The 19,591-nt window shown below is 48.0% G+C and carries 12 protein-coding genes, 3 tRNA genes and 3 rRNA genes; 9 read left to right on the top strand and 9 right to left on the bottom strand.

The genetic code is table 11. The features are described from left to right. Positions 1-91: 91 nt before the first annotated feature. Both SHEWANA3_RS16690 and SHEWANA3_RS16685 read right to left on the bottom strand, forming a co-directional pair. The gene (locus tag SHEWANA3_RS16690) at positions 92-508 is read right to left on the bottom strand and encodes a VOC family protein (protein WP_011718000.1); all 417 of its coding nucleotides are present in this window, start codon (positions 506-508) and stop codon (positions 92-94) included. Between the two features lie 50 nt (positions 509-558). Further along, positions 559-1,173 carry an NAD(P)H-dependent oxidoreductase gene (locus SHEWANA3_RS16685; protein ID WP_011717999.1) on the bottom strand — a complete coding sequence of 205 codons (615 nt, stop codon included), beginning with the start codon at positions 1,171-1,173 and terminating at the stop codon, positions 559-561. Between the two features lie 146 nt (positions 1,174-1,319). On the opposite strand from SHEWANA3_RS16685, the gene SHEWANA3_RS16680 reads away from it, so the two are divergent. Both SHEWANA3_RS16680 and SHEWANA3_RS16675 read left to right on the top strand, forming a co-directional pair. Beyond that, a complete protein-coding gene (locus SHEWANA3_RS16680; RefSeq protein ID WP_011717998.1) occupies positions 1,320-1,940 on the top strand; it encodes a metalloregulator ArsR/SmtB family transcription factor in 621 nt (206 codons plus the stop codon). Between the two features lie 14 nt (positions 1,941-1,954). Continuing rightward, positions 1,955-2,680 (top strand): pseudouridine synthase, encoded by a 726-nt coding sequence (locus SHEWANA3_RS16675; protein ID WP_011717997.1) that lies wholly within the window; start codon positions 1,955-1,957, stop codon positions 2,678-2,680. A 97-nt stretch (positions 2,681-2,777) separates the two neighbouring features. Here the strand turns inward: SHEWANA3_RS16675 and hmpA are convergent, their stop codons facing one another. From hmpA to SHEWANA3_RS16645, 6 genes are all read right to left on the bottom strand, one after another. Further along, positions 2,778-3,971 (bottom strand): NO-inducible flavohemoprotein, encoded by a 1,194-nt coding sequence (gene hmpA, locus SHEWANA3_RS16670; protein ID WP_011717996.1) that lies wholly within the window; start codon positions 3,969-3,971, stop codon positions 2,778-2,780. 166 nt (positions 3,972-4,137) lie between these two features. Then, a complete protein-coding gene (locus SHEWANA3_RS16665; protein WP_011717995.1) occupies positions 4,138-5,763 on the bottom strand; it encodes a methyl-accepting chemotaxis protein in 1,626 nt (541 codons plus the stop codon). Between the two features lie 163 nt (positions 5,764-5,926). Then, positions 5,927-6,013: transfer RNA gene (locus SHEWANA3_RS16660), tRNA-Leu, on the bottom strand. A gap of 44 nt (positions 6,014-6,057) precedes the next feature. Next, a tRNA-Leu gene (locus tag SHEWANA3_RS16655) sits at positions 6,058-6,144 on the bottom strand. Between the two features lie 55 nt (positions 6,145-6,199). Further along, positions 6,200-6,275, bottom strand: a tRNA-Phe gene (locus SHEWANA3_RS16650). A 219-nt stretch (positions 6,276-6,494) separates the two neighbouring features. Beyond that, a complete protein-coding gene (locus tag SHEWANA3_RS16645) occupies positions 6,495-7,256 on the bottom strand; it encodes an outer membrane protein assembly factor BamD (protein WP_039978513.1) in 762 nt (253 codons plus the stop codon). A gap of 122 nt (positions 7,257-7,378) precedes the next feature. On the opposite strand from SHEWANA3_RS16645, the gene rluD reads away from it, so the two are divergent. From rluD to clpB, 3 genes are all read left to right on the top strand, one after another. Continuing rightward, positions 7,379-8,350 carry a 23S rRNA pseudouridine(1911/1915/1917) synthase RluD gene (gene rluD / locus SHEWANA3_RS16640; RefSeq protein ID WP_011717993.1) on the top strand — a complete coding sequence of 324 codons (972 nt, stop codon included), beginning with the start codon at positions 7,379-7,381 and terminating at the stop codon, positions 8,348-8,350. Between the two features lie 3 nt (positions 8,351-8,353). Next, positions 8,354-9,142: a peptidoglycan editing factor PgeF gene (pgeF, locus tag SHEWANA3_RS16635; protein WP_011717992.1), complete on the top strand. Its 789-nt coding sequence runs from the start codon at positions 8,354-8,356 to the stop codon at positions 9,140-9,142. 117 nt (positions 9,143-9,259) lie between these two features. Next, on the top strand, positions 9,260-11,833 hold the full coding sequence (gene clpB / locus SHEWANA3_RS16630; RefSeq protein WP_011623737.1) for an ATP-dependent chaperone ClpB: 2,574 nt from the start codon (positions 9,260-9,262) through the stop codon (positions 11,831-11,833). Between the two features lie 182 nt (positions 11,834-12,015). Here clpB and SHEWANA3_RS16625 read toward each other — a convergent pair whose 3' ends face one another. Beyond that, positions 12,016-12,453, bottom strand: a complete 438-nt coding sequence (locus tag SHEWANA3_RS16625; protein WP_244096624.1) for a DUF4124 domain-containing protein — start codon at positions 12,451-12,453, stop codon at positions 12,016-12,018. 118 nt (positions 12,454-12,571) lie between these two features. Between SHEWANA3_RS16625 and pssA the strand changes: the two genes are divergently transcribed. From pssA to rrf, 4 genes are all read left to right on the top strand, one after another. Then, complete coding sequence (pssA, locus tag SHEWANA3_RS16620) at positions 12,572-13,390, top strand: CDP-diacylglycerol--serine O-phosphatidyltransferase (RefSeq protein ID WP_011717990.1); 819 nt, start codon at positions 12,572-12,574, stop codon at positions 13,388-13,390. A gap of 701 nt (positions 13,391-14,091) precedes the next feature. After that, positions 14,092-15,634, top strand: a 16S ribosomal RNA gene (locus SHEWANA3_RS16615). 310 nt (positions 15,635-15,944) lie between these two features. Beyond that, a 23S ribosomal RNA gene (locus SHEWANA3_RS16610) occupies positions 15,945-18,837 on the top strand. 178 nt (positions 18,838-19,015) lie between these two features. Next, positions 19,016-19,131, top strand: a 5S ribosomal RNA gene (gene rrf / locus SHEWANA3_RS16605). The 16S, 23S and 5S rRNA genes sit together here, the layout of an rRNA operon. Positions 19,132-19,591: the final 460 nt, after the last annotated feature.

The following is a 19,591-nucleotide window of genomic DNA, read 5'->3' as shown; positions in this document are numbered from 1 at the left end:
TGTCAATGTAACGATTTTTAGGGTTGGTTCTAAGGAGTGGATAAGGCGAGGAATACTGAATTTATGTATCCCGTCGCCTTCGGATTAGCGCTTAATAACGATTACGTTCGCTGGGCAGATCGCTGAGATACTCCACAAACTCGACCTCAAAGCCATGGGCATCGAAGAAGTAGATATTGCGCCGGAAAGGATCTTCCATGCCATCTTTGGCTATCGGAAAACCAGCTTGGGTTAGTCTTGCTATCACGGCATCTAAATCACTCACCACAAAGGCAAAATGGGCTAAGCCAATTTGATGGCCCGTTAAGTCACGGTTTTCGCCCTCACCGTTATCGCTAAAGGCAATGTACTGATAATCATCGCCAAAGTGGATCCAATTGCGTGGCTTGCCGTACCAAGTCCCTTTATCTCCGCCACGGACACGCCAATGGGGGAAGGCTGCTTGATAAAAAGTGAGTGCTTTGGGGATGTCGTCAACGACTAGGTTGATGTGTTCTAAATAGATCATGATGCGTTCCTTGTGATGATTTTAGTCAGAGTGATAAACATCCAAGCTGCTTACATACCGTAGCAGTATTCCTGCTGCTTGGGGTAGGGTTGATGAACATGGCGTTGGCGTATCGGCGCCAAGGCTTGGGCGTATTGGTGCAACATAAACAGGCTGTATTGCACTCTTTCCCTGAGGTCGATATCCCGCACTCCTTGGGGCGTAGCGTTGAGTACATTCTCGACATTACGGATGATCAAATGGTCGGGAATCGGCACTAATTTATTGTTTTTGAGGGCATTCATTTTGACTTCCACAATGGGGTAGGCACCGCTAATGCCGCTGCAAACTGAAATCAACAACACCGGCTTATGGGCGGTTTCCTGACGGCTACACATCAACAGGAAGTTTTTAAGCAGTGGCGATGCCATTCCACCCCATTCGGGCGTAATCAAAACCAGGGCATCCGCAGCATCTACCCTTTGTTCAATCTCAGGCCAATGTTCGCCCTTGTTGTCCTCTTCACCATCCCAAAATGGCAAATTGAACTGGCAAAGCTCTAAGTGATGGATAGCGTCGTAACCGACACTATGGGGTGATAAAAAACTGGTTTCGGCTATGTATCTCGCGACTTTAGCGCTTTGTGAGTGAGCTCTTTGGCTAGTGCTGATGATGAGTAGCTTCATTATGTAAACCTATTTGTTTATAAACTATTTATAAGGTAATTACTTTATTTAATCTTGTAAAGGATAAAGTAAATAAAAAACTTTATTTATTCTGTTAAAAGGTGGGCGATTGAGGGATAATCAGAGGCGAAGAGCGGAGAGCGCATATGAAAACCACTGATAAGATTATTCAATTACTCAAGCTGCATGGTCCTTTAACGGCGAAGACCCTAGCGGAAGAACTGGCCCTGACCACTATGGGGGTTCGGCAGCATTTGCAGGCCTTAGAGGATGCGGGTGATGTCGATATTGAAGATAGAGTCGAAGGTCGTGGACGCCCAACCCGATATTGGGGACTAACGGAGCTGAGTCGGACTCACTTTGCCGACCGCCACAGTGAGCTTAGTTTGCAATTGATTGATTCCGTTAAAATGATATTTGGCGATCAAGGCCTTGATAAACTGATTGAGCATAGGGAGCACACCGCTATGCAGCAGTATCGAAGCGCGATGCAAGGCATGACGGATATTGCCAGTCGTTTAACAAAACTAGTGGAGCTGCGAACCCTCGAAGGCTATATGGCGACGCAGGAACAAGCCGATGGCGTGTTCTGGTTGCTTGAGAATCACTGCCCAATTTGCAGCGCAGCAACTAAGTGCCAAAACTTTTGCCGCTCCGAACTGCAACAGTTCCAGCAATTATTTGCCGATATCGCTACTGTAAGCCGTGAAGAGCATATCATCGACGGCGCCCGTCGCTGCGCCTATCGCATTGCACCTTTATCTTAGCGCTGGGTGGGGTTATGCAATCAAAACGTGGTCGTCTCGACAGATATCTTGCCGTTAAGCTGCAAATTCACCGTAAAGCCGTGCGAGAACTCTTGCTGACGGAGCGAGTATATGTGGATGGTATCCCCGCCAAAGCGCTCGATCTGCTGGTGGATGAATTTTCCCATATTGTATTTGATGGGCAAGTCTTACAGGCCAATAAGCCCGTTTATCTAATGCTGCACAAGCCTGTTGGTGTAGTGAGTGCCACCAAAGACACAGAGCACCGCACAGTGATTGATTTACTCGACTGTGATGCTCGCCATGAGCTGCATATTGCTGGGCGGTTAGATTTAAATTCTTCGGGTTTATTGCTGCTGACCAATGATAGCCGTTGGTCCGAGGCGCTCATGTCGCCCGATCAAAAGGTGGATAAAGTGTATCGGGTGACTTTAGCGAATCCTTTGAGTGAGGAGTATATCGCGGCATTCGCGCAGGGCATGTATTTTGGCTTTGAAGATATCACCACACAGCCAGCAAAGCTGACTATCCTCGACACTCATATTGCAGAAGTCACGTTAAGGGAAGGAAAGTACCATCAAATCAAGCGGATGTTTGGTCGTTTCCGTAATCCAGTGGTGGGATTGCATCGCCATTCTATCGGTGAGATTACCTTGGATGATGGCTTAAAGCCGGGCGAGAGTCGTATGTTAACGGCGCAGGAGGTGGCTTCTGTCTATCTTGCGGACAAGTTAGCCTAGTTCAGCGTTTATGGAACAAGCATTAAGCCACCTTGCCTTACGGGAAGATGGCTTTGTGCTTGAGTTATTATCGATGATTGATAACGACGTTGCAGCCTTAGAGTTCGGCATGGGGGCCAAAAACTTCATAGTGCATTTGCTCGCTAGGTACACCGAAGGCGAGTAATTGCTGTTTAATTGAAGCCATAAAGCCAATCGGGCCACAGAAATAGTAATGTGCGTTGGCCACGATTTTATCGGCGACGGAGGTTAAGTTCATTGTGCCTTCAAAATCATAATCTTGGCCTAACATATCAGCCTTTGTCGGCTCTCTGTACCATACATGGCTGGCAAGATTCGCATGTTGGCCGAGTTTGTTTTTGATGGCCGATTTAAATCCGTGTACTCCACCGTGTTCGCAGGCATGTAACCAAGTCACTGTACTTGGATGTCTAAGCTTTAAGAGTTGATTTAACATGCTCTTCATCGGCGTTTGTCCAACCCCCGCTGAAATCAATACGACAGGTGTTTCAGCTTGAACCGCTAAAGTGAAATCGCCCGCAGGTGGCATCACTGAAAGTGTGTCACCGACTTGCAGTACATCGTGCAGTAGATTTGATACTTGGCCATTAAGCTCACGCTTTACCGTGATCCGATAGCTTTGACCATTTGGAGCATCCGAGAGCGAATATTGGCGAATTTCATCGAAGGCAAGCTTAGGATGTTGCGCCTTAATGCTTAAGTATTGTCCTGGAATAAAGTCTTTTACCGCTTTGCCATCTACGGGCGTTAATACAAAGGAGGCTATTTCTAAGGACTCGGCTTTTTTCTCACTGATGATAAATTCACGCACTCCAGACCAGCCGCCATCCTGCTGAGCACTTTCTTGATAAATCTGTGCTTCACGATTGATAAAGATATTGGCTAAAAATCCATAGGCATCGGCCCATGCTGTTAATACTTCTTCTGTGACGGCTTTTCCACCCAGCTCTTTGAGTGTCGCCAATAGGTGGCTACCGACAATCGCATATTGTTCTGGTTGGATTAAAAATCCTGTGTGTTTGTGGGCGATGCGCTCTACAGCCGAGCCGAGTGCACCTAAGTTATCAATGTTTTTGGCATAGGCCGCAACTGCGTTAAACAGCGCTACGGGCTGACCGCCTGAATGCTGATGTGCCAAGTTAAATACATCTTTTAACTCAGGATTGTGTTTAAACATCCGTTCGTAAAAATGTTGAGTGAGTACGGGACCAGCAGATTCGAGTAGGGGAATGGTGCTTTTAATCACTTGGATGGTACGGCTATCCAACATAATGAATCCTTAACATGCTTTATTTATGAATGTTATATAAGTTTAAAGATACATTTGATTTGGATCAATAAAAATCACACCTAAAACTGTTAGGTGTGATTTTTGTGAAGATAGGTATTGAGTAATGAAGTCGTAGGCACAGTGAACCTGTGCCTACGAAGAAGTGTTAAAGCCTAAATGCACTCACCTGATTACGCATACTGTTGGCAAGTTTTGTGAGATTAAGTACGGATTCACTCAACTCTAAGGCTGAGTTAGTGGAGTGTTCGGCAATATCACTGATGGCGATAATGCTGCGGTTGATGCTCTCGGCTACGCTGCTTTGCTCCTCGGCAGCCGTGGCGATATGAGTATTTAACTCGGTGATATTGTCGACGGAGGCGACAATCTCTTTTAACGCTTGGCCAGCTTGATTCGCCTTATCGTTGGCATCATCGACTTGATTGATACCGACCTCCATTGCATTCACCGCTTCTTTTACACCTTGTTGTAGAGTGGCGATCATAGCTTCAATCTCTTGAGTCGATTTTTGGGTGCGCTGCGCCAATGTCCTGACTTCATCGGCGACCACCGCAAAGCCTCGACCTTGCTCTCCGGCGCGGGCGGCTTCAATCGCCGCATTTAATGCCAGTAGATTGGTTTGTTCGGCAATGCTTTTGATCACATCCAATACCCGACCTATGTTTTGGCTTTCATTGGATAAAAAGCCAATCACTTGCGCCGTTTTCTGAATTTGCTCCGAAAGTTGCGACATGCTGGTGATGGATTGCATCACAATATGATTACCGTTGGCGGCATAACTATCCGCATCCTTGGCAGAATCTGCAGCCGCTGCGGCGCTTTGAGCCACTTCGGCAACAGTTGCCGTCATTTCATTCATGGCCGTTGCCGTTTGTTCGGTTTCCGCCTGTTGCTGCTGCATGCGTTTATTGGTTGCTTGGGTAAAACTACTTAGTTCAGTGGCTGAACTATTGACCGTATTTGCGGCTTCGGCAATTGAGTGCAAAATGCCCCGCAGATGTTCAATCACTTGGGTCAGGCTAGTGGAGATCTGCCCGAGTTCATCGTCGTTGAAAGTTTTAAACTTAACGGTGAGATCAGAGTCTTGTCGTATCGTCTTAAGATTTTCAACAATATCACGGATCGGATTCATCACGCTGCGATTCACCCAGAGCCCAATCACTATGCTTATCAGCATGGCGATACCCGCAAGGGTGATAAAAATAGAAATAGAGGATTGGTAAATACCGTTTACGGCATCTTTCTCCTGACCGGCGATCTTAATTTGCAGATCAATCAGCTCGGAGACTTTACCGCTGATGGGATCGATGGCGTTATACAGAGGTAATATTTTGTCGTTCAGTTGATGCACCACATCGCCATTTAATCCCCGAAGATACGTGATTAACTGCTCTATTTGTTCATTGGCGGGAGTAAATAAACGCTCAGCTTGCTGCGCGAGTTGCGATTCTTCCTTGGTAAGCTCAGTTGATAGATATTTCTGCCAGCGTTGATTGACTGTGGATTTAGCACTTTCAAGGGCATTGATGGCCTGAGAAGCCGTAAAGCCGCCGGCATTAGCCTTGTTCACCGCATCAATCACATCCACGGCATATTTATCGGCAATCACTTTGAGATCATCAAGGGGGACGACTCGGTCGTTATAGATGCGTTCGACACCATATTCGATTTTTCCCATCATATTGATGGCGATAAAACCGATAGTCAGTAGCATTAGGAGCGGCACGAGAATGCCGATAAACATTTTTTGTTTTATTTGTAGACCATTCATATGGATTTCCTCGGTGAAACAAGGGAGTCCTTTAGGCAGAGCTCGAGCTGTCCCTATGATGAGTCTGTATGAATAGTTATAGCAAATTTAAGGAAGGTGATAAGTTACTTAAGGAAATTAAATTGCAGATACAAAAAAACCTCGCTAAGCGAGGTTTAAATGTTGGTACAGATGAGAGGACTTGAACCTCCACGCCCGCAAGGGCACTAGCACCTGAAGCTAGCGTGTCTACCAATTCCACCACATCTGCAATGGTATCCGACATTGTGTCGAATTTTAATTTGAATCGCAATTTGGTACAGGTGAGAGGACTTGAACCTCCACGCCCGCAAGGGCACTAGCACCTGAAGCTAGCGTGTCTACCAATTCCACCACACCTGCACTGTACTTTATTGCGATTCTTTAATACTGGTCGCTAAGGCAACCAATTTAAAGATGGTGCCCGAACCCGGAATCGAACCAGGGACACGAGGATTTTCAATCCTCTGCTCTACCGACTGAGCTATTCGGGCGACGGGCGCAATTTAAAGGCTTTTCGGCTTTTGAGTCAACTGATTTTTACGAAATAATGTAAAAAGTGGTGCGGTTGGATAAGTTTTACTCGAATAGCGTATTTATTGGCTCTTACCCAGCTGAAAAGGAACTTGGCGCGCTGTGGAACCTAAAAGGGAAGGGGCGTGAAACGCCGAACAAAAGATAAAAAAATGCCCCTTATAAAGGGGCATTTACGCTTAGTTCGATAAGATTTCGTTGTTTGGGAAGTTAGCTTGCATTACCATGAGCACGTTTTGCTTCAGTTGGTTCTGACCTAACTCGCCATAAGCTTCTGCCATAATCTCCAGTGCACGTTCTGTTGAAGGAGTGCCGGGATATGTTTCCAACACAGATTGAGCACGAACGGCCGCAGCACTCCAAGCGTTCATTTTGATATAATACTCAGCAACTTGAATGGAATATTTTGCTAAACGGTTTTTCAGCGACAACATGCGTTTTTGCGCATCGGCAGCATATTTGCTGTTGGGATAGGTTTTGATTAAACGATCAAAATCCTTAAAGGCATCTTGGGCATTTTTAGGATCGCGGTCGGTTCTATCGATATTCAACATATCGTGGAACAGATAGCTGTCCGCCTGCATATTGACGAGTCCACGCATATAGTAGACATAGTCGATATTGGGATGGGTTGGGTTTAAACGGATGAATCTGTCAATGTTGGCAATGCCAGAGGCAACATCGTCCATTTTGTAATAGGCATAAATCAGATCTAACTGAACCTGAGTTTTATGTGGTCCGAAGGGAAAGCGTGAGTCTAACGCTTCCAATGAACGGACGGCTTTAGAGTAATTGCCAAGTTCCATGGAGGTTCTTGCCTGAGAATAGAGCACATCAGGTGAGGTTTTGGCGGCAATATCGTTATCTTCAGGACTGCTGCTACAGGCTGATAACGCTAGCGAAAATAGGACTAAGGTTAAGCCTTTGGAGAATTTATACATACTTGAATTCAATTCTTTATAAGTTGTAGTTAAGAATTTTTCCATTTCACGATAAAATAGAAAGCATTCGATTGTAACAGATAGCACACATTTTTTGACCCCAAAATGGGGATACGGTTCCTATGACACAAGAGATTAATCTAAAAAGCGAGATTTCGGCAACACAAACTGGCCTGAGATTGGATCAAGCACTGGCTGAGTTGTTCCCAGATTACTCGCGCACGCGCATCAAGGAATGGATCCTATCTGATGCAGTCTATGTTGATGGCGTGATAGTGAATAAGCCGCGCGAAAAGGTATTCGAGCTGCAGCGCATTGAAATTAATGCCACGCTCGAAGAAGAAGTGCATGCGGCCGCACAAGCCATTGAGCTGGATATTGTCTACGAAGACGATGATATCTTAGTGATCAATAAACAAGCGGGCTTAGTGGTTCACCCCGGTGCTGGCAATGCCGATGGCACTTTGATGAACGCCCTGCTGCACCATTGCCCGAATATCGAGCACGTTCCACGTGCGGGTATTGTGCATCGTCTGGATAAAGACACCACAGGTTTGATGGTGGTAGCCAAAACGGTTGAAGCGCAAACCCATTTAGTGGCCGCGCTGCAAGCCCGTGAAATCACCCGTGAGTATGAGGCGATTGTCCTCGGTACTATGACGGCGGGCGGTACAGTCGATGAGCCTATTGGTCGTCATCCGACAAAACGTACCCATATGGCGGTGCATCATTCGGGTAAACCCGCAGTGACTCACTACCGTGTGGCGGAAAAATTCCGTAATCACACCCGTTTAAGATTGCGTTTAGAATCGGGCCGTACTCACCAAATCCGTGTGCATATGGCATATATTGGCCATGTGTTGGTGGGCGATCCTGTTTATGGCGGCCGTCCAAAACCACCCAAGGCAGCAAGTCCTGAGTTTTTTGAGATCCTGAAAAACTTTAAACGCCAAGCATTGCATGCGGTGCGTTTGGAGTTAGCGCATCCTGTGACTTGTGAAATCATGAGCTGGACCGCGCCTATTCCAGAAGACATGGTGATTCTGACCAAAGCGCTGCGTCAAGACACCTTAGAACACCCAGTCGAGTACTAGGCTATGCTGCTTCACGATTGGCCTGTACCGGACAATGTGGCAATTGCGATGACTGACCGCCACGGCGGTGTGAGTCTCGCGCCCTACGATAGCCTGAACTTAGGGCTACATGTGGGGGATGCGCCGCAGCAGGTATTGGCTAATCGTGGCATGTTGGCGAAGCAGTTATGCCTTGCGACTGAGCCTGTGTGGTTGGAGCAAGTTCACGGCACTCAGGTGGTTGATTTGGTCGATATCGTCCCAATCAATCTTGCCCAAAATGCTCAATCTGAGAATGTGGCCTTACAAGATTCACCACCTTTGGTGGCCGATGCCAGCTATACCGACCTCGCTGGACGTGTGTGTGTGGTGATGACCGCCGATTGTTTGCCAGTACTTCTGTGTAATCAACACGGTACGGAAGTCGCCGCTGCCCATGCCGGCTGGCGCGGACTCTGTGATGGAGTGATTGAGGCGAGTGTGGCTAAGTTTGCCTCTAAGCCAAGCGAGCTGATTGCCTATCTAGGGCCTGCCATTGGGCCAGAGACCTTTGAGGTTGGCGCCGAAGTGCGTGCTGCTTTTATGGCAACAGATCCAAACGCTGCAAACTGCTTTGTCGCTCAATGTCGGGCAACTAAGCCTGACAAATACCTTGCCGATATTATCGGATTAGCCAAATTGCGCTTAAAGAAACTGGGTATTACCCAAGTCTACAGCGCCGATATCTGCACTGTCTCTAACCCTGATTATTTCTCTTATCGCCGCGATAAAATCACTGGCCGCATGGCTTCATTGATCTGGCTTAAGTCTTAGGTTTATTCCCCTACAATTTGTATTAATTTCCCGCCGTCTTGCTTGAAATCGGTTAAATAGCCCCCATCTTTTAACTAACAAAATGTTATACCTCATTTGTGAGTTTTAGGAGGCTGTATGCGACTCGATCGTATGACCAATAAATTTCAGCTTGCCATCTCAGATGCCCAGTCGCTCGCGCTCGGGCGTGATCATCAGTTTATCGAACCGTTACATTTGATGATGGCGTTGCTCAACCAGGATTCTGGTTCTATCCATCCTTTATTAACCCAAGCTGGCATTCGGGTGAGTGCGCTGCGCTCGCTGTTGAGCCAAGAGCTTGAACGTCTACCGCAGGTCGAAGGCACTGGCGGCGATGTACAATTATCCCAAGGTTTAATTCGCTTATTAAACTTGTGCGACAAGTTGGCGCAAAAGCGCAAAGACAAATATATCTCCAGTGAGTTGTTTGTCTTAGCGGCACTCGAGGGCAGTGATGCCTTGGCGCAATGCTTAAAGAAATCCGGCGCCACCAAAGAGCTGCTCGAGCAAACCATTGAGCAAGTGCGCGGCGGTCAGAATGTGGATGATCCTAACGCGGAAGATCAACGCCAAGCGCTGAAAAAGTTTACCGTTGATCTCACTGAGCGTGCCGAGCAAGGCAAACTCGACCCTGTGATTGGTCGCGACGATGAAATCCGCCGCACCATTCAAGTGTTGCAACGCCGTAGTAAAAACAACCCAGTGCTGATTGGTGAGCCTGGCGTGGGTAAAACCGCGATTGTTGAAGGCCTCGCGCAGCGAATTGTGAACGGTGAAGTGCCTGAAGGGATTAAAAATAAACGCGTTTTATCCTTAGATATGGGCGCACTGATTGCGGGCGCTAAATATCGTGGCGAGTTTGAAGAGCGTTTAAAAGCCGTGCTTAACGAGCTGGCGCAGGAAGAAGGCCAAGTGATCCTCTTTATCGACGAGCTGCACACTATGGTGGGCGCGGGTAAAGGCGATGGCGCCATGGATGCGGGCAATATGCTAAAGCCTGCGCTGGCCCGTGGCGATCTTCACTGTGTGGGTGCGACCACTCTCGACGAATATCGTCAATATATTGAAAAGGATGCCGCCCTTGAGCGCCGCTTCCAAAAAGTATTAGTGGATGAGCCTAGCGTTGAAGATACCATAGCGATTTTGCGTGGTCTCAAAGAGCGTTACGAGTTACATCACCATGTGGAAATTACCGATCCGGCGATTGTGGCGGCGGCCACCATGTCGCACCGTTATGTGTCGGACCGTAAATTACCCGATAAAGCCATCGACTTGATTGACGAGGCGGCATCGAGCATCCGTATGCAGATGGATTCTAAGCCTGAATCCCTCGACAGATTGGAGCGCCGTGCTATCCAGTTGAAACTGGAAGAGCAGGCATTAGCCAAAGAAAACGATGAGGCGAGCCGCCGTCGACTTGAACATTTACGTGTCGAGTTGCATGAGGTTGAGGCTAAGGCGTCGGAGCTTAATGAAATCTGGCGCACCGAAAAAGCGGCGCTTGCAGGGACTCAGCATATTAAAGCCGACCTTGAGCAGGCGCGGATGGATTTAGAGGTGGCGCGCCGCGCGGGCGACTTGACCCGTATGTCCGAGCTGCAATATGGCCGTATTCCCGAGCTTGAAAAGCAACTGGACTTAGCTTCGCAAGCCGAAATGCAGGATATGACGCTGCTACGAAATAAAGTTACTGACTTAGAAATTGCCGAAGTGCTCTCAAAGGCGACGGGGATTCCGGTTTCTAAGATGCTTGAAGGCGAGCGTGAAAAACTGCTGCAAATGGAAGTGGCACTGCATGAGCGGGTGATTGGCCAAAACGAAGCCGTGGATGCGGTGGCCAATGCGATTCGCCGTAGCCGCGCAGGGCTGGCCGATCCGAATCGTCCTATTGGTTCGTTCCTGTTCTTAGGACCAACCGGTGTGGGTAAAACTGAGTTATGTAAGTCGTTGGCTAAGTTCCTCTTCGATACGGAATCGGCCTTAGTGCGCATCGACATGTCTGAATTTATGGAGAAACATGCGGTTTCCCGTTTAGTGGGGGCGCCTCCTGGCTATGTCGGTTATGAAGAGGGCGGTTACTTAACTGAAGCGGTGCGTCGTAAGCCTTATTCGGTGATATTGCTCGATGAGGTGGAAAAGGCTCACCCAGACGTGTTCAACATTTTGCTGCAGGTGCTGGATGATGGCCGCTTAACCGATGGTCAAGGTCGTACCGTCGACTTTAGAAATACGGTGATCATCATGACCTCAAACTTAGGCTCTGACATTATCCAAGAAGGATTCGGTCACCTAAGTTATAGCGAAATGAAGAGCGCGGTGATGAATGTGGTTACCCATAGCTTTAGACCCGAGTTTCTAAACCGGATCGACGAGTCAGTGGTATTCCATCCCTTGGATGCGGAAAATATCAAGCATATTGCATCTATCCAAATTGCTTCATTGCGTAAGCGTTTGGCAGAGAAAGACTATACGCTGGAGATCACCGACGAGGCATTATCGTTAATCGCCGAAATTGGTTTCGACCCAGTCTATGGCGCAAGACCGCTGAAACGTGCCTTACAGCAAGAGATGGAAAACCCATTAGCGCAAAAATTACTGCGTGGCGATTTACTGCCCGGCAAACCGATTAAGGTCAGTTGCGCCGGCGGTGAGTTGGTATTCGAGCAATAATTTGCGCGGATGCTTACCCTGCTAAATGGTGCTTAACCTAAATAAAAAACCGAAGTCTTAGACTTCGGTTTTTTTATATCTATATGCTACTGATAAAGTGTTCGCTAACCCTAAAAGAGTGGCTAGCAGTAGCGTGGCGTTGCTCTTAAGGCTTCGGTCGATCCTATAACAAACGTAGAGCATTATTTCTTATTGCAAAACAGTTTTATCCGCTGCTGATTCTCGCTAATTGCCGCTTGGCGTTCTTCTTCTGTCATCGCGACAGGTTCTTTATTACCGTCTGCTTGACGGGTAAGTTTGGTATGAGTCGTTAACACATCTAAATTATGTTTAGCATTTTCACAAATCGCTTCGGCTTGCTTAGCGTCTTTCTCTTTAATTAACGCCGCCGACTTTTCGGACTCGGACATTTCAGGGGGGGCATCTTTTTTAACGGGAGCTATATAGCCAATCTTACCTGGCTCGATATCTTCGCTATAAAGTTGCTGCGTTTTAGATTGCTCCTGCTCCGGTGGTTGTTGACTGTAATGGGTGACACCATTCTCATCAACCCAAGTGTAAATCACCCCAGCTAATACGGGCTGAGTGAGCAGCATTAAGCATGCAATCCGCAGAAACATTGCGCTAACCTTGGCTTTTCTTAACATAAAAATCATCCCTAAGGGTCACCATCGACATGATAGTAAAATATGCTATCTTGAAGCCTACTTCCATTTCAGCTCATAGCTTTATAAGTGTATGCAAAATTCCACGAATCAAACAGTAAAGAATAAAGGTATCTATTTACTGCCGAATTTATTCACCACTGCAGGCTTGTTTTCCGGCTTCTATGCTGTGATTGCCTCTATGAATGCTAACTTTGAAGCGGCGGCGATTGCGATTTTTGTGGCCATGATTTGCGATGGTCTAGACGGCAGAGTGGCAAGGTTAACGAATACGCAAAGTGACTTTGGTGCCGAATATGACAGCATGGCGGACATGGTGTCCTTTGGTATGGCGCCTGCGTTACTCGCCTATAATTGGGCGCTTGCGGATTTGGGCAAGGTCGGTTGGCTCGCGGCATTTATCTATTGTGCTGGCGCAGCACTCAGACTTGCTCGTTTTAATACTCAAGTCGGCGTGGCAGATAAGCGCTACTTTCAAGGGTTAGCGAGTCCTGCTGCAGCGGCGGTTATTGCCGGTAGCATTTGGCTTGGCAATCAGTACAACCTCGATGGTAAGAATATCAGTTGGATTGCCGGACTGATTACGGCTATTACGGGATTATTAATGGTGAGTAATTTCCGTTATCACTCATTTAAGGAAATTGACTGGCGCGGTAAAGTCAATTTCATTGCTATCTTATTTGTGGTTGGCGTGTTTGTGGTGGTGTCGGTGCAACCGGCATTAATACTCTGTATTGGTTTTTACCTTTACGCCATCTCGGGGCCAGTGATCACTATTCGTACCGTGAGAAAATTAAAAGTGGCACACATTGTTGGCGATGGAGAGCATGAAAAGGAACAGGACGCGGGTGAGGGCCCCAAGAGTTCAACAAATTCGGCGGATAAGCCTTAGGCTGACAGTTCCTACATTCACAAGCTTGCATTCCATGAGTTAGTTCTACGGTTCAAGAATCGCTATTCGTTACTCTTGAACCGTTTTCTTCATCCGATATATACATCTATATATGCAAAAGTTTTAAAGCCTCCTTTCTTAAGGCTATTCAGTCTATAGAATTCCCTGCACATCCCTGCCGCGTATGCCAAACTTATCAACCCGAGTGACAACGATTGCAGCATATTTATCCGATATTTGCCATTTTGCTGTTTATTTGCTCACTTAACATGGTTTGTTAAAAAAGCCCTTGCACAAAAAGTTCTGCTGCCTATAATGCGCATCCACTGACACGGCAGACAGCGAAAGCGGATGCGGTTACAGTGCGAATCGAATGCAAAATGTGCACTTGATTCGAAAGCATCAAGAAGTTTGCAAAAACGCCTTGACGCGACTGGGGAAATGCGTAGAATACGCAGCCCTGACCCGCTGAGCGGTAACGCGAAGTAAATGGTCAAATGCTCTTTAACAATCTAAACAAGAAATCTGTGTGGACACTCACAGGTGTTGAGTTAATCGAAATTACTCTGCCGTTTGGCGAGTAATCAAAATTTACATCAATGAATGAGTGTTCATAGCAATATGTACAGTTTGTTTTGACTTTCGAGTCGAAACGACAAATCAGAATTCATTGAGCCGAACCTTAGGGTTCACAAAACTTTTAATTGAAGAGTTTGATCATGGCTCAGATTGAACGCTGGCGGCAGGCCTAACACATGCAAGTCGAGCGGCAGCACAAGGGAGTTTACTCCTGAGGTGGCGAGCGGCGGACGGGTGAGTAATGCCTAGGGATCTGCCCAGTCGTGGGGGATAACAGTTGGAAACGACTGCTAATACCGCATACGCCCTACGGGGGAAAGGAGGGGACCTTCGGGCCTTCCGCGATTGGATGAACCTAGGTGGGATTAGCTAGTTGGTGAGGTAATGGCTCACCAAGGCGACGATCCCTAGCTGTTCTGAGAGGATGATCAGCCACACTGGGACTGAGACACGGCCCAGACTCCTACGGGAGGCAGCAGTGGGGAATATTGCACAATGGGGGAAACCCTGATGCAGCCATGCCGCGTGTGTGAAGAAGGCCTTCGGGTTGTAAAGCACTTTCAGTAGGGAGGAAAGGTTAGTAGTTAATACCTGCTAGCTGTGACGTTACCTACAGAAGAAGGACCGGCTAACTCCGTGCCAGCAGCCGCGGTAATACGGAGGGTCCAAGCGTTAATCGGAATTACTGGGCGTAAAGCGTGCGCAGGCGGTTTGTTAAGCGAGATGTGAAAGCCCCGGGCTCAACCTGGGAATTGCATTTCGAACTGGCAAACTAGAGTCTTGTAGAGGGGGGTAGAATTCCAGGTGTAGCGGTGAAATGCGTAGAGATCTGGAGGAATACCGGTGGCGAAGGCGGCCCCCTGGACAAAGACTGACGCTCAGGCACGAAAGCGTGGGGAGCAAACAGGATTAGATACCCTGGTAGTCCACGCCGTAAACGATGTCTACTCGGAGTTTGGTGTCTTGAACACTGGGCTCTCAAGCTAACGCATTAAGTAGACCGCCTGGGGAGTACGGCCGCAAGGTTAAAACTCAAATGAATTGACGGGGGCCCGCACAAGCGGTGGAGCATGTGGTTTAATTCGATGCAACGCGAAGAACCTTACCTACTCTTGACATCCAGAGAATTCGCTAGAGATAGCTTAGTGCCTTCGGGAACTCTGAGACAGGTGCTGCATGGCTGTCGTCAGCTCGTGTTGTGAAATGTTGGGTTAAGTCCCGCAACGAGCGCAACCCCTATCCTTATTTGCCAGCACGTAATGGTGGGAACTCTAGGGAGACTGCCGGTGATAAACCGGAGGAAGGTGGGGACGACGTCAAGTCATCATGGCCCTTACGAGTAGGGCTACACACGTGCTACAATGGCGAGTACAGAGGGTTGCAAAGCCGCGAGGTGGAGCTAATCTCACAAAGCTCGTCGTAGTCCGGATTGGAGTCTGCAACTCGACTCCATGAAGTCGGAATCGCTAGTAATCGTGGATCAGAATGCCACGGTGAATACGTTCCCGGGCCTTGTACACACCGCCCGTCACACCATGGGAGTGGGCTGCAAAAGAAGTGGGTAGCTTAACCTTCGGGAGGGCGCTCACCACTTTGTGGTTCATGACTGGGGTGAAGTCGTAACAAGGTAGCCCTAGGGGAACCTGGGGCTGGATCACCTCCTTACCTATACGACTAACTCGATGTTTGTTGAGTGTTCACACAGATGGCTTGTTGAACTTCTCGAAAGAGAAGGGAGAGCGAAATGCACCGCTTGCCGGTAAGCATTGTTCTTTAACAATTTGGAAAGCTGATAGTAATTAATGCAATGATGTCTGTCGTTGTGTTAATACGAAAAAATTGAGTTCTTAAAACACTTTTTAAGTGTCTTGAATATTCAAGTCTAAGGCGAGTCCATCTTCTTGGTCGAAGATGAGACAAGTAAAACCAGCTGGTCGCAACGACGCAAGTGATGTGAAACTCATTTGGGTTGTATGGTTAAGCGACTAAGCGTATACGGTGGATGCCTTGGCAGTCAGAGGCGATGAAGGACGTAGTAACTTGCGAAAAGCGTTGGCGAGCTAGTAACAAGCATTTGAGCTAACGATGTCCGAATGGGGGAACCCGGCAGCATAAGCTGTCATCGTAACGTGAATACATAGCGTTACGAGGCAAACGAGGGGAACTGAAACATCTAAGTACCCTTAGGAAAAGAAATCAACCGAGATTCCCCTAGTAGCGGCGAGCGAACGGGGATTAGCCCTTAAGTCAGAGGGGTGTTAGTGGAATGGTCTGGAAAGTCCAGCGGCACAGGGTGATAGCCCCGTACACGAAAACTAACCTTTGATGAAAACGAGTAAGGCGGGACACGTGATATCCTGTTTGAATATGGGGGGACCATCCTCCAAGGCTAAATACTCCTGACTGACCGATAGTGAACCAGTACCGTGAGGGAAAGGCGAAAAGAACCCCTGTGAGGGGAGTGAAATAGAACCTGAAACCGTATACGTACAAGCAGTGGGAGCGGTTCTTGAGACCGTGACTGCGTACCTTTTGTATAATGGGTCAGCGACTTACGTTTTGTAGCGAGGTTAAGCGAATAGCGGAGCCGTAGGGAAACCGAGTGTTAACTGCGCGTTTAGTTGCAAGGCGTAGACCCGAAACCCGGTGATCTAGCCATGGGCAGGTTGAAGGTTGAGTAACATCAACTGGAGGACCGAACCGACTAATGTTGAAAAATTAGCGGATGACTTGTGGCTGGGGGTGAAAGGCCAATCAAACCGGGAGATATCTGGTTCTCCTCGAAAGCTATTTAGGTAGCGCCTCGGACGAACACCTTTGGGGGTAGAGCACTGTTAAGGCTAGGGGGTCATCCCGACTTACCAACCCTTTGCAAACTCCGAATACCAAAGAGTGCTATCCGGGAGACAGACGGCGGGTGCTAACGTCCGTCGTCAAAAGGGAAACAACCCAGACCGTCAGCTAAGGTCCCAAAGTGTATGTTAAGTGGGAAACGATGTGGGAAGGCTTAGACAGCTAGGATGTTGGCTTAGAAGCAGCCATCATTTAAAGAAAGCGTAATAGCTCACTAGTCGAGTCGGCCTGCGCGGAAGATGTAACGGGGCTAAACATACCACCGAAGCTACGGGTGCAATCCATTAGGGTTGCGCGGTAGAGGAGCGTTCTGTAAGCCGTTGAAGGTGAAGGGGTAACCCACACTGGAGGTATCAGAAGTGCGAATGCTGACATGAGTAACGATAAAGGGGGTGAAAAACCCCCTCGCCGAAAGACCAAGGGTTCCTGTCCAACGTTAATCGGGGCAGGGTGAGTCGACCCCTAAGGCGAGGCCGAAAGGCGTAGTCGATGGGAAACAGATTAATATTTCTGTACTTCCGCTAACTGCGATGGAGAGACGGAGAAGGCTAGGCTAGCGCGGCGTTGGTAGTCCGCGTTTAAGGTGGTAGGTGGGTGACTTAGGCAAATCCGGGTCACTATACACTGAGAGCTGATGACGAGTCCCCAAGGGGATGAAGTAGTTGATGCCATGCTTCCAGGAAAATCTTCTAAGCTTCAGGTTAGCGGGAATCGTACCCCAAACCGACACAGGTGGTCGGGTAGAGAATACCAAGGCGCTTGAGAGAACTCGGCTGAAGGAACTAGGCAAAATGGTACCGTAACTTCGGGAGAAGGTACGCTGCTGTTGGTGATGGGACTTGCTCCCTAAGCTGACGGCAGTCGCAGATACCAGGTGGCTGCAACTGTTTATCAAAAACACAGCACTGTGCAAAATCGCAAGATGACGTATACGGTGTGACGCCTGCCCGGTGCCGGAAGGTTAATTGATTGGGTTATCGCAAGAGAAGCTCATGATCGAAGCCCCGGTAAACGGCGGCCGTAACTATAACGGTCCTAAGGTAGCGAAATTCCTTGTCGGGTAAGTTCCGACCTGCACGAATGGCGTAATGATGGCCACGCTGTCTCCAGCCGAGACTCAGTGAAGTTGAAATTGCGGTGAAGATGCCGTATACCCGCGGCTAGACGGAAAGACCCCGTGAACCTTTACTATAGCTTGGCACTGAACATTGACCCTACATGTGTAGGATAGGTGGGAGACTTTGAAGCGGGAACGCTAGTTCTCGTGGAGTCGTCCTTGAAATACCACCCTTGTAGTGTTGATGTTCTAACTTGGGCCCCTAATCGGGGTTAAGGACAGTGCCTGGTGGGTAGTTTGACTGGGGCGGTCTCCTCCCAAAGAGTAACGGAGGAGCACGAAGGTTGGCTAAGTACGGTCGGACATCGTACGGTTAGTGCAATGGCATAAGCCAGCTTAACTGCGAGACAGACACGTCGAGCAGGTACGAAAGTAGGTCATAGTGATCCGGTGGTTCTGAATGGAAGGGCCATCGCTCAACGGATAAAAGGTACTCCGGGGATAACAGGCTGATACCGCCCAAGAGTTCATATCGACGGCGGTGTTTGGCACCTCGATGTCGGCTCATCACATCCTGGGGCTGAAGTCGGTCCCAAGGGTATGGCTGTTCGCCATTTAAAGTGGTACGCGAGCTGGGTTCAGAACGTCGTGAGACAGTTCGGTCCCTATCTGCCGTGGGCGTTGGATGATTGAGGGGAGTTGCTCCTAGTACGAGAGGACCGGATTGAACGAACCGCTGGTGTTCGGGTTGTCATGCCAATGGCATTGCCCGGTAGCTATGTTCGGAATCGATAACCGCTGAAAGCATCTAAGCGGGAAGCGAGCCCCAAGATGAGTCATCCCTTGGACTTTAAGTCCACTAAAGAGCCGTTCGAGACTAGGACGTTGATAGGTCAGGTGTGTAAGCGTTGTGAGGCGTTGAGCTAACTGATACTAATGACTCGAGAGGCTTAACCATACAACCCAGATGGGTTTTACTGAAAATGTTCCAGACATTTTCCAGTACTTCCTCCTTCCCTTGAGGTCGTACAGTACTTAGATAGAATACAAACACTTAAGAAGTGCAACTCAAACCAGCTTTCCGAATTAATTTACTGCCTGCATCAAGATAAGACGGGTAGTGAATAACAAATTTGCTTGGTGACAATAGCATTGTGGTCCCACCTGATCCCATCCCGAACTCAGAAGTGAAACGCAATCGCGCCGATGGTAGTGTGGGGTCTCCCCATGTGAGAGTAGGTCATCGCCAAGCGCCTAATTTTCTCGATAAGAGAGCAGAAAGCCAGCTGAATAAGCTGGCTTTTTTTGTTTTTCGCGTTTTCAACTTCAACGCTCTATTCCTCAAAATACTTCTTTAATTACTGACTTTTTAATTTATCGCCTCATATGCAGTGTTAATAGAGAGCTACTCATAGCTCCGTTTTCTTCATTCTCCAACACCCCTAGCATCATTCCTCTAAATGGCTGCTTGGTCTAAATACTGTAGCGTACCGTATTGAGGTTCCTGTGATTTGTGTCCTTATAGGACTAATCGTTAAATTCAAAGCTCGTACTCTTTGTATGTTCGTTTAGGGGAGATTTAGCATCTTGGCTCGTATCTTTATCCCGTTCTCACTCCTCAACAAAAGTCTCTGCTTTACTGTTTCATTAACGAATATTCATTTTATCGCTCGTTCACTAAGGATCCCTCAGATACTTGTTGCTGATCTTAT

It is taken from the genome of Shewanella sp. ANA-3, from assembly GCF_000203935.1.
Lineage (GTDB): Bacteria > Pseudomonadota > Gammaproteobacteria > Enterobacterales > Shewanellaceae > Shewanella.
The sequence above is the reverse complement of the archived record's forward strand: the minus strand, read 5'-3'. Positions and strand labels throughout refer to the sequence as shown.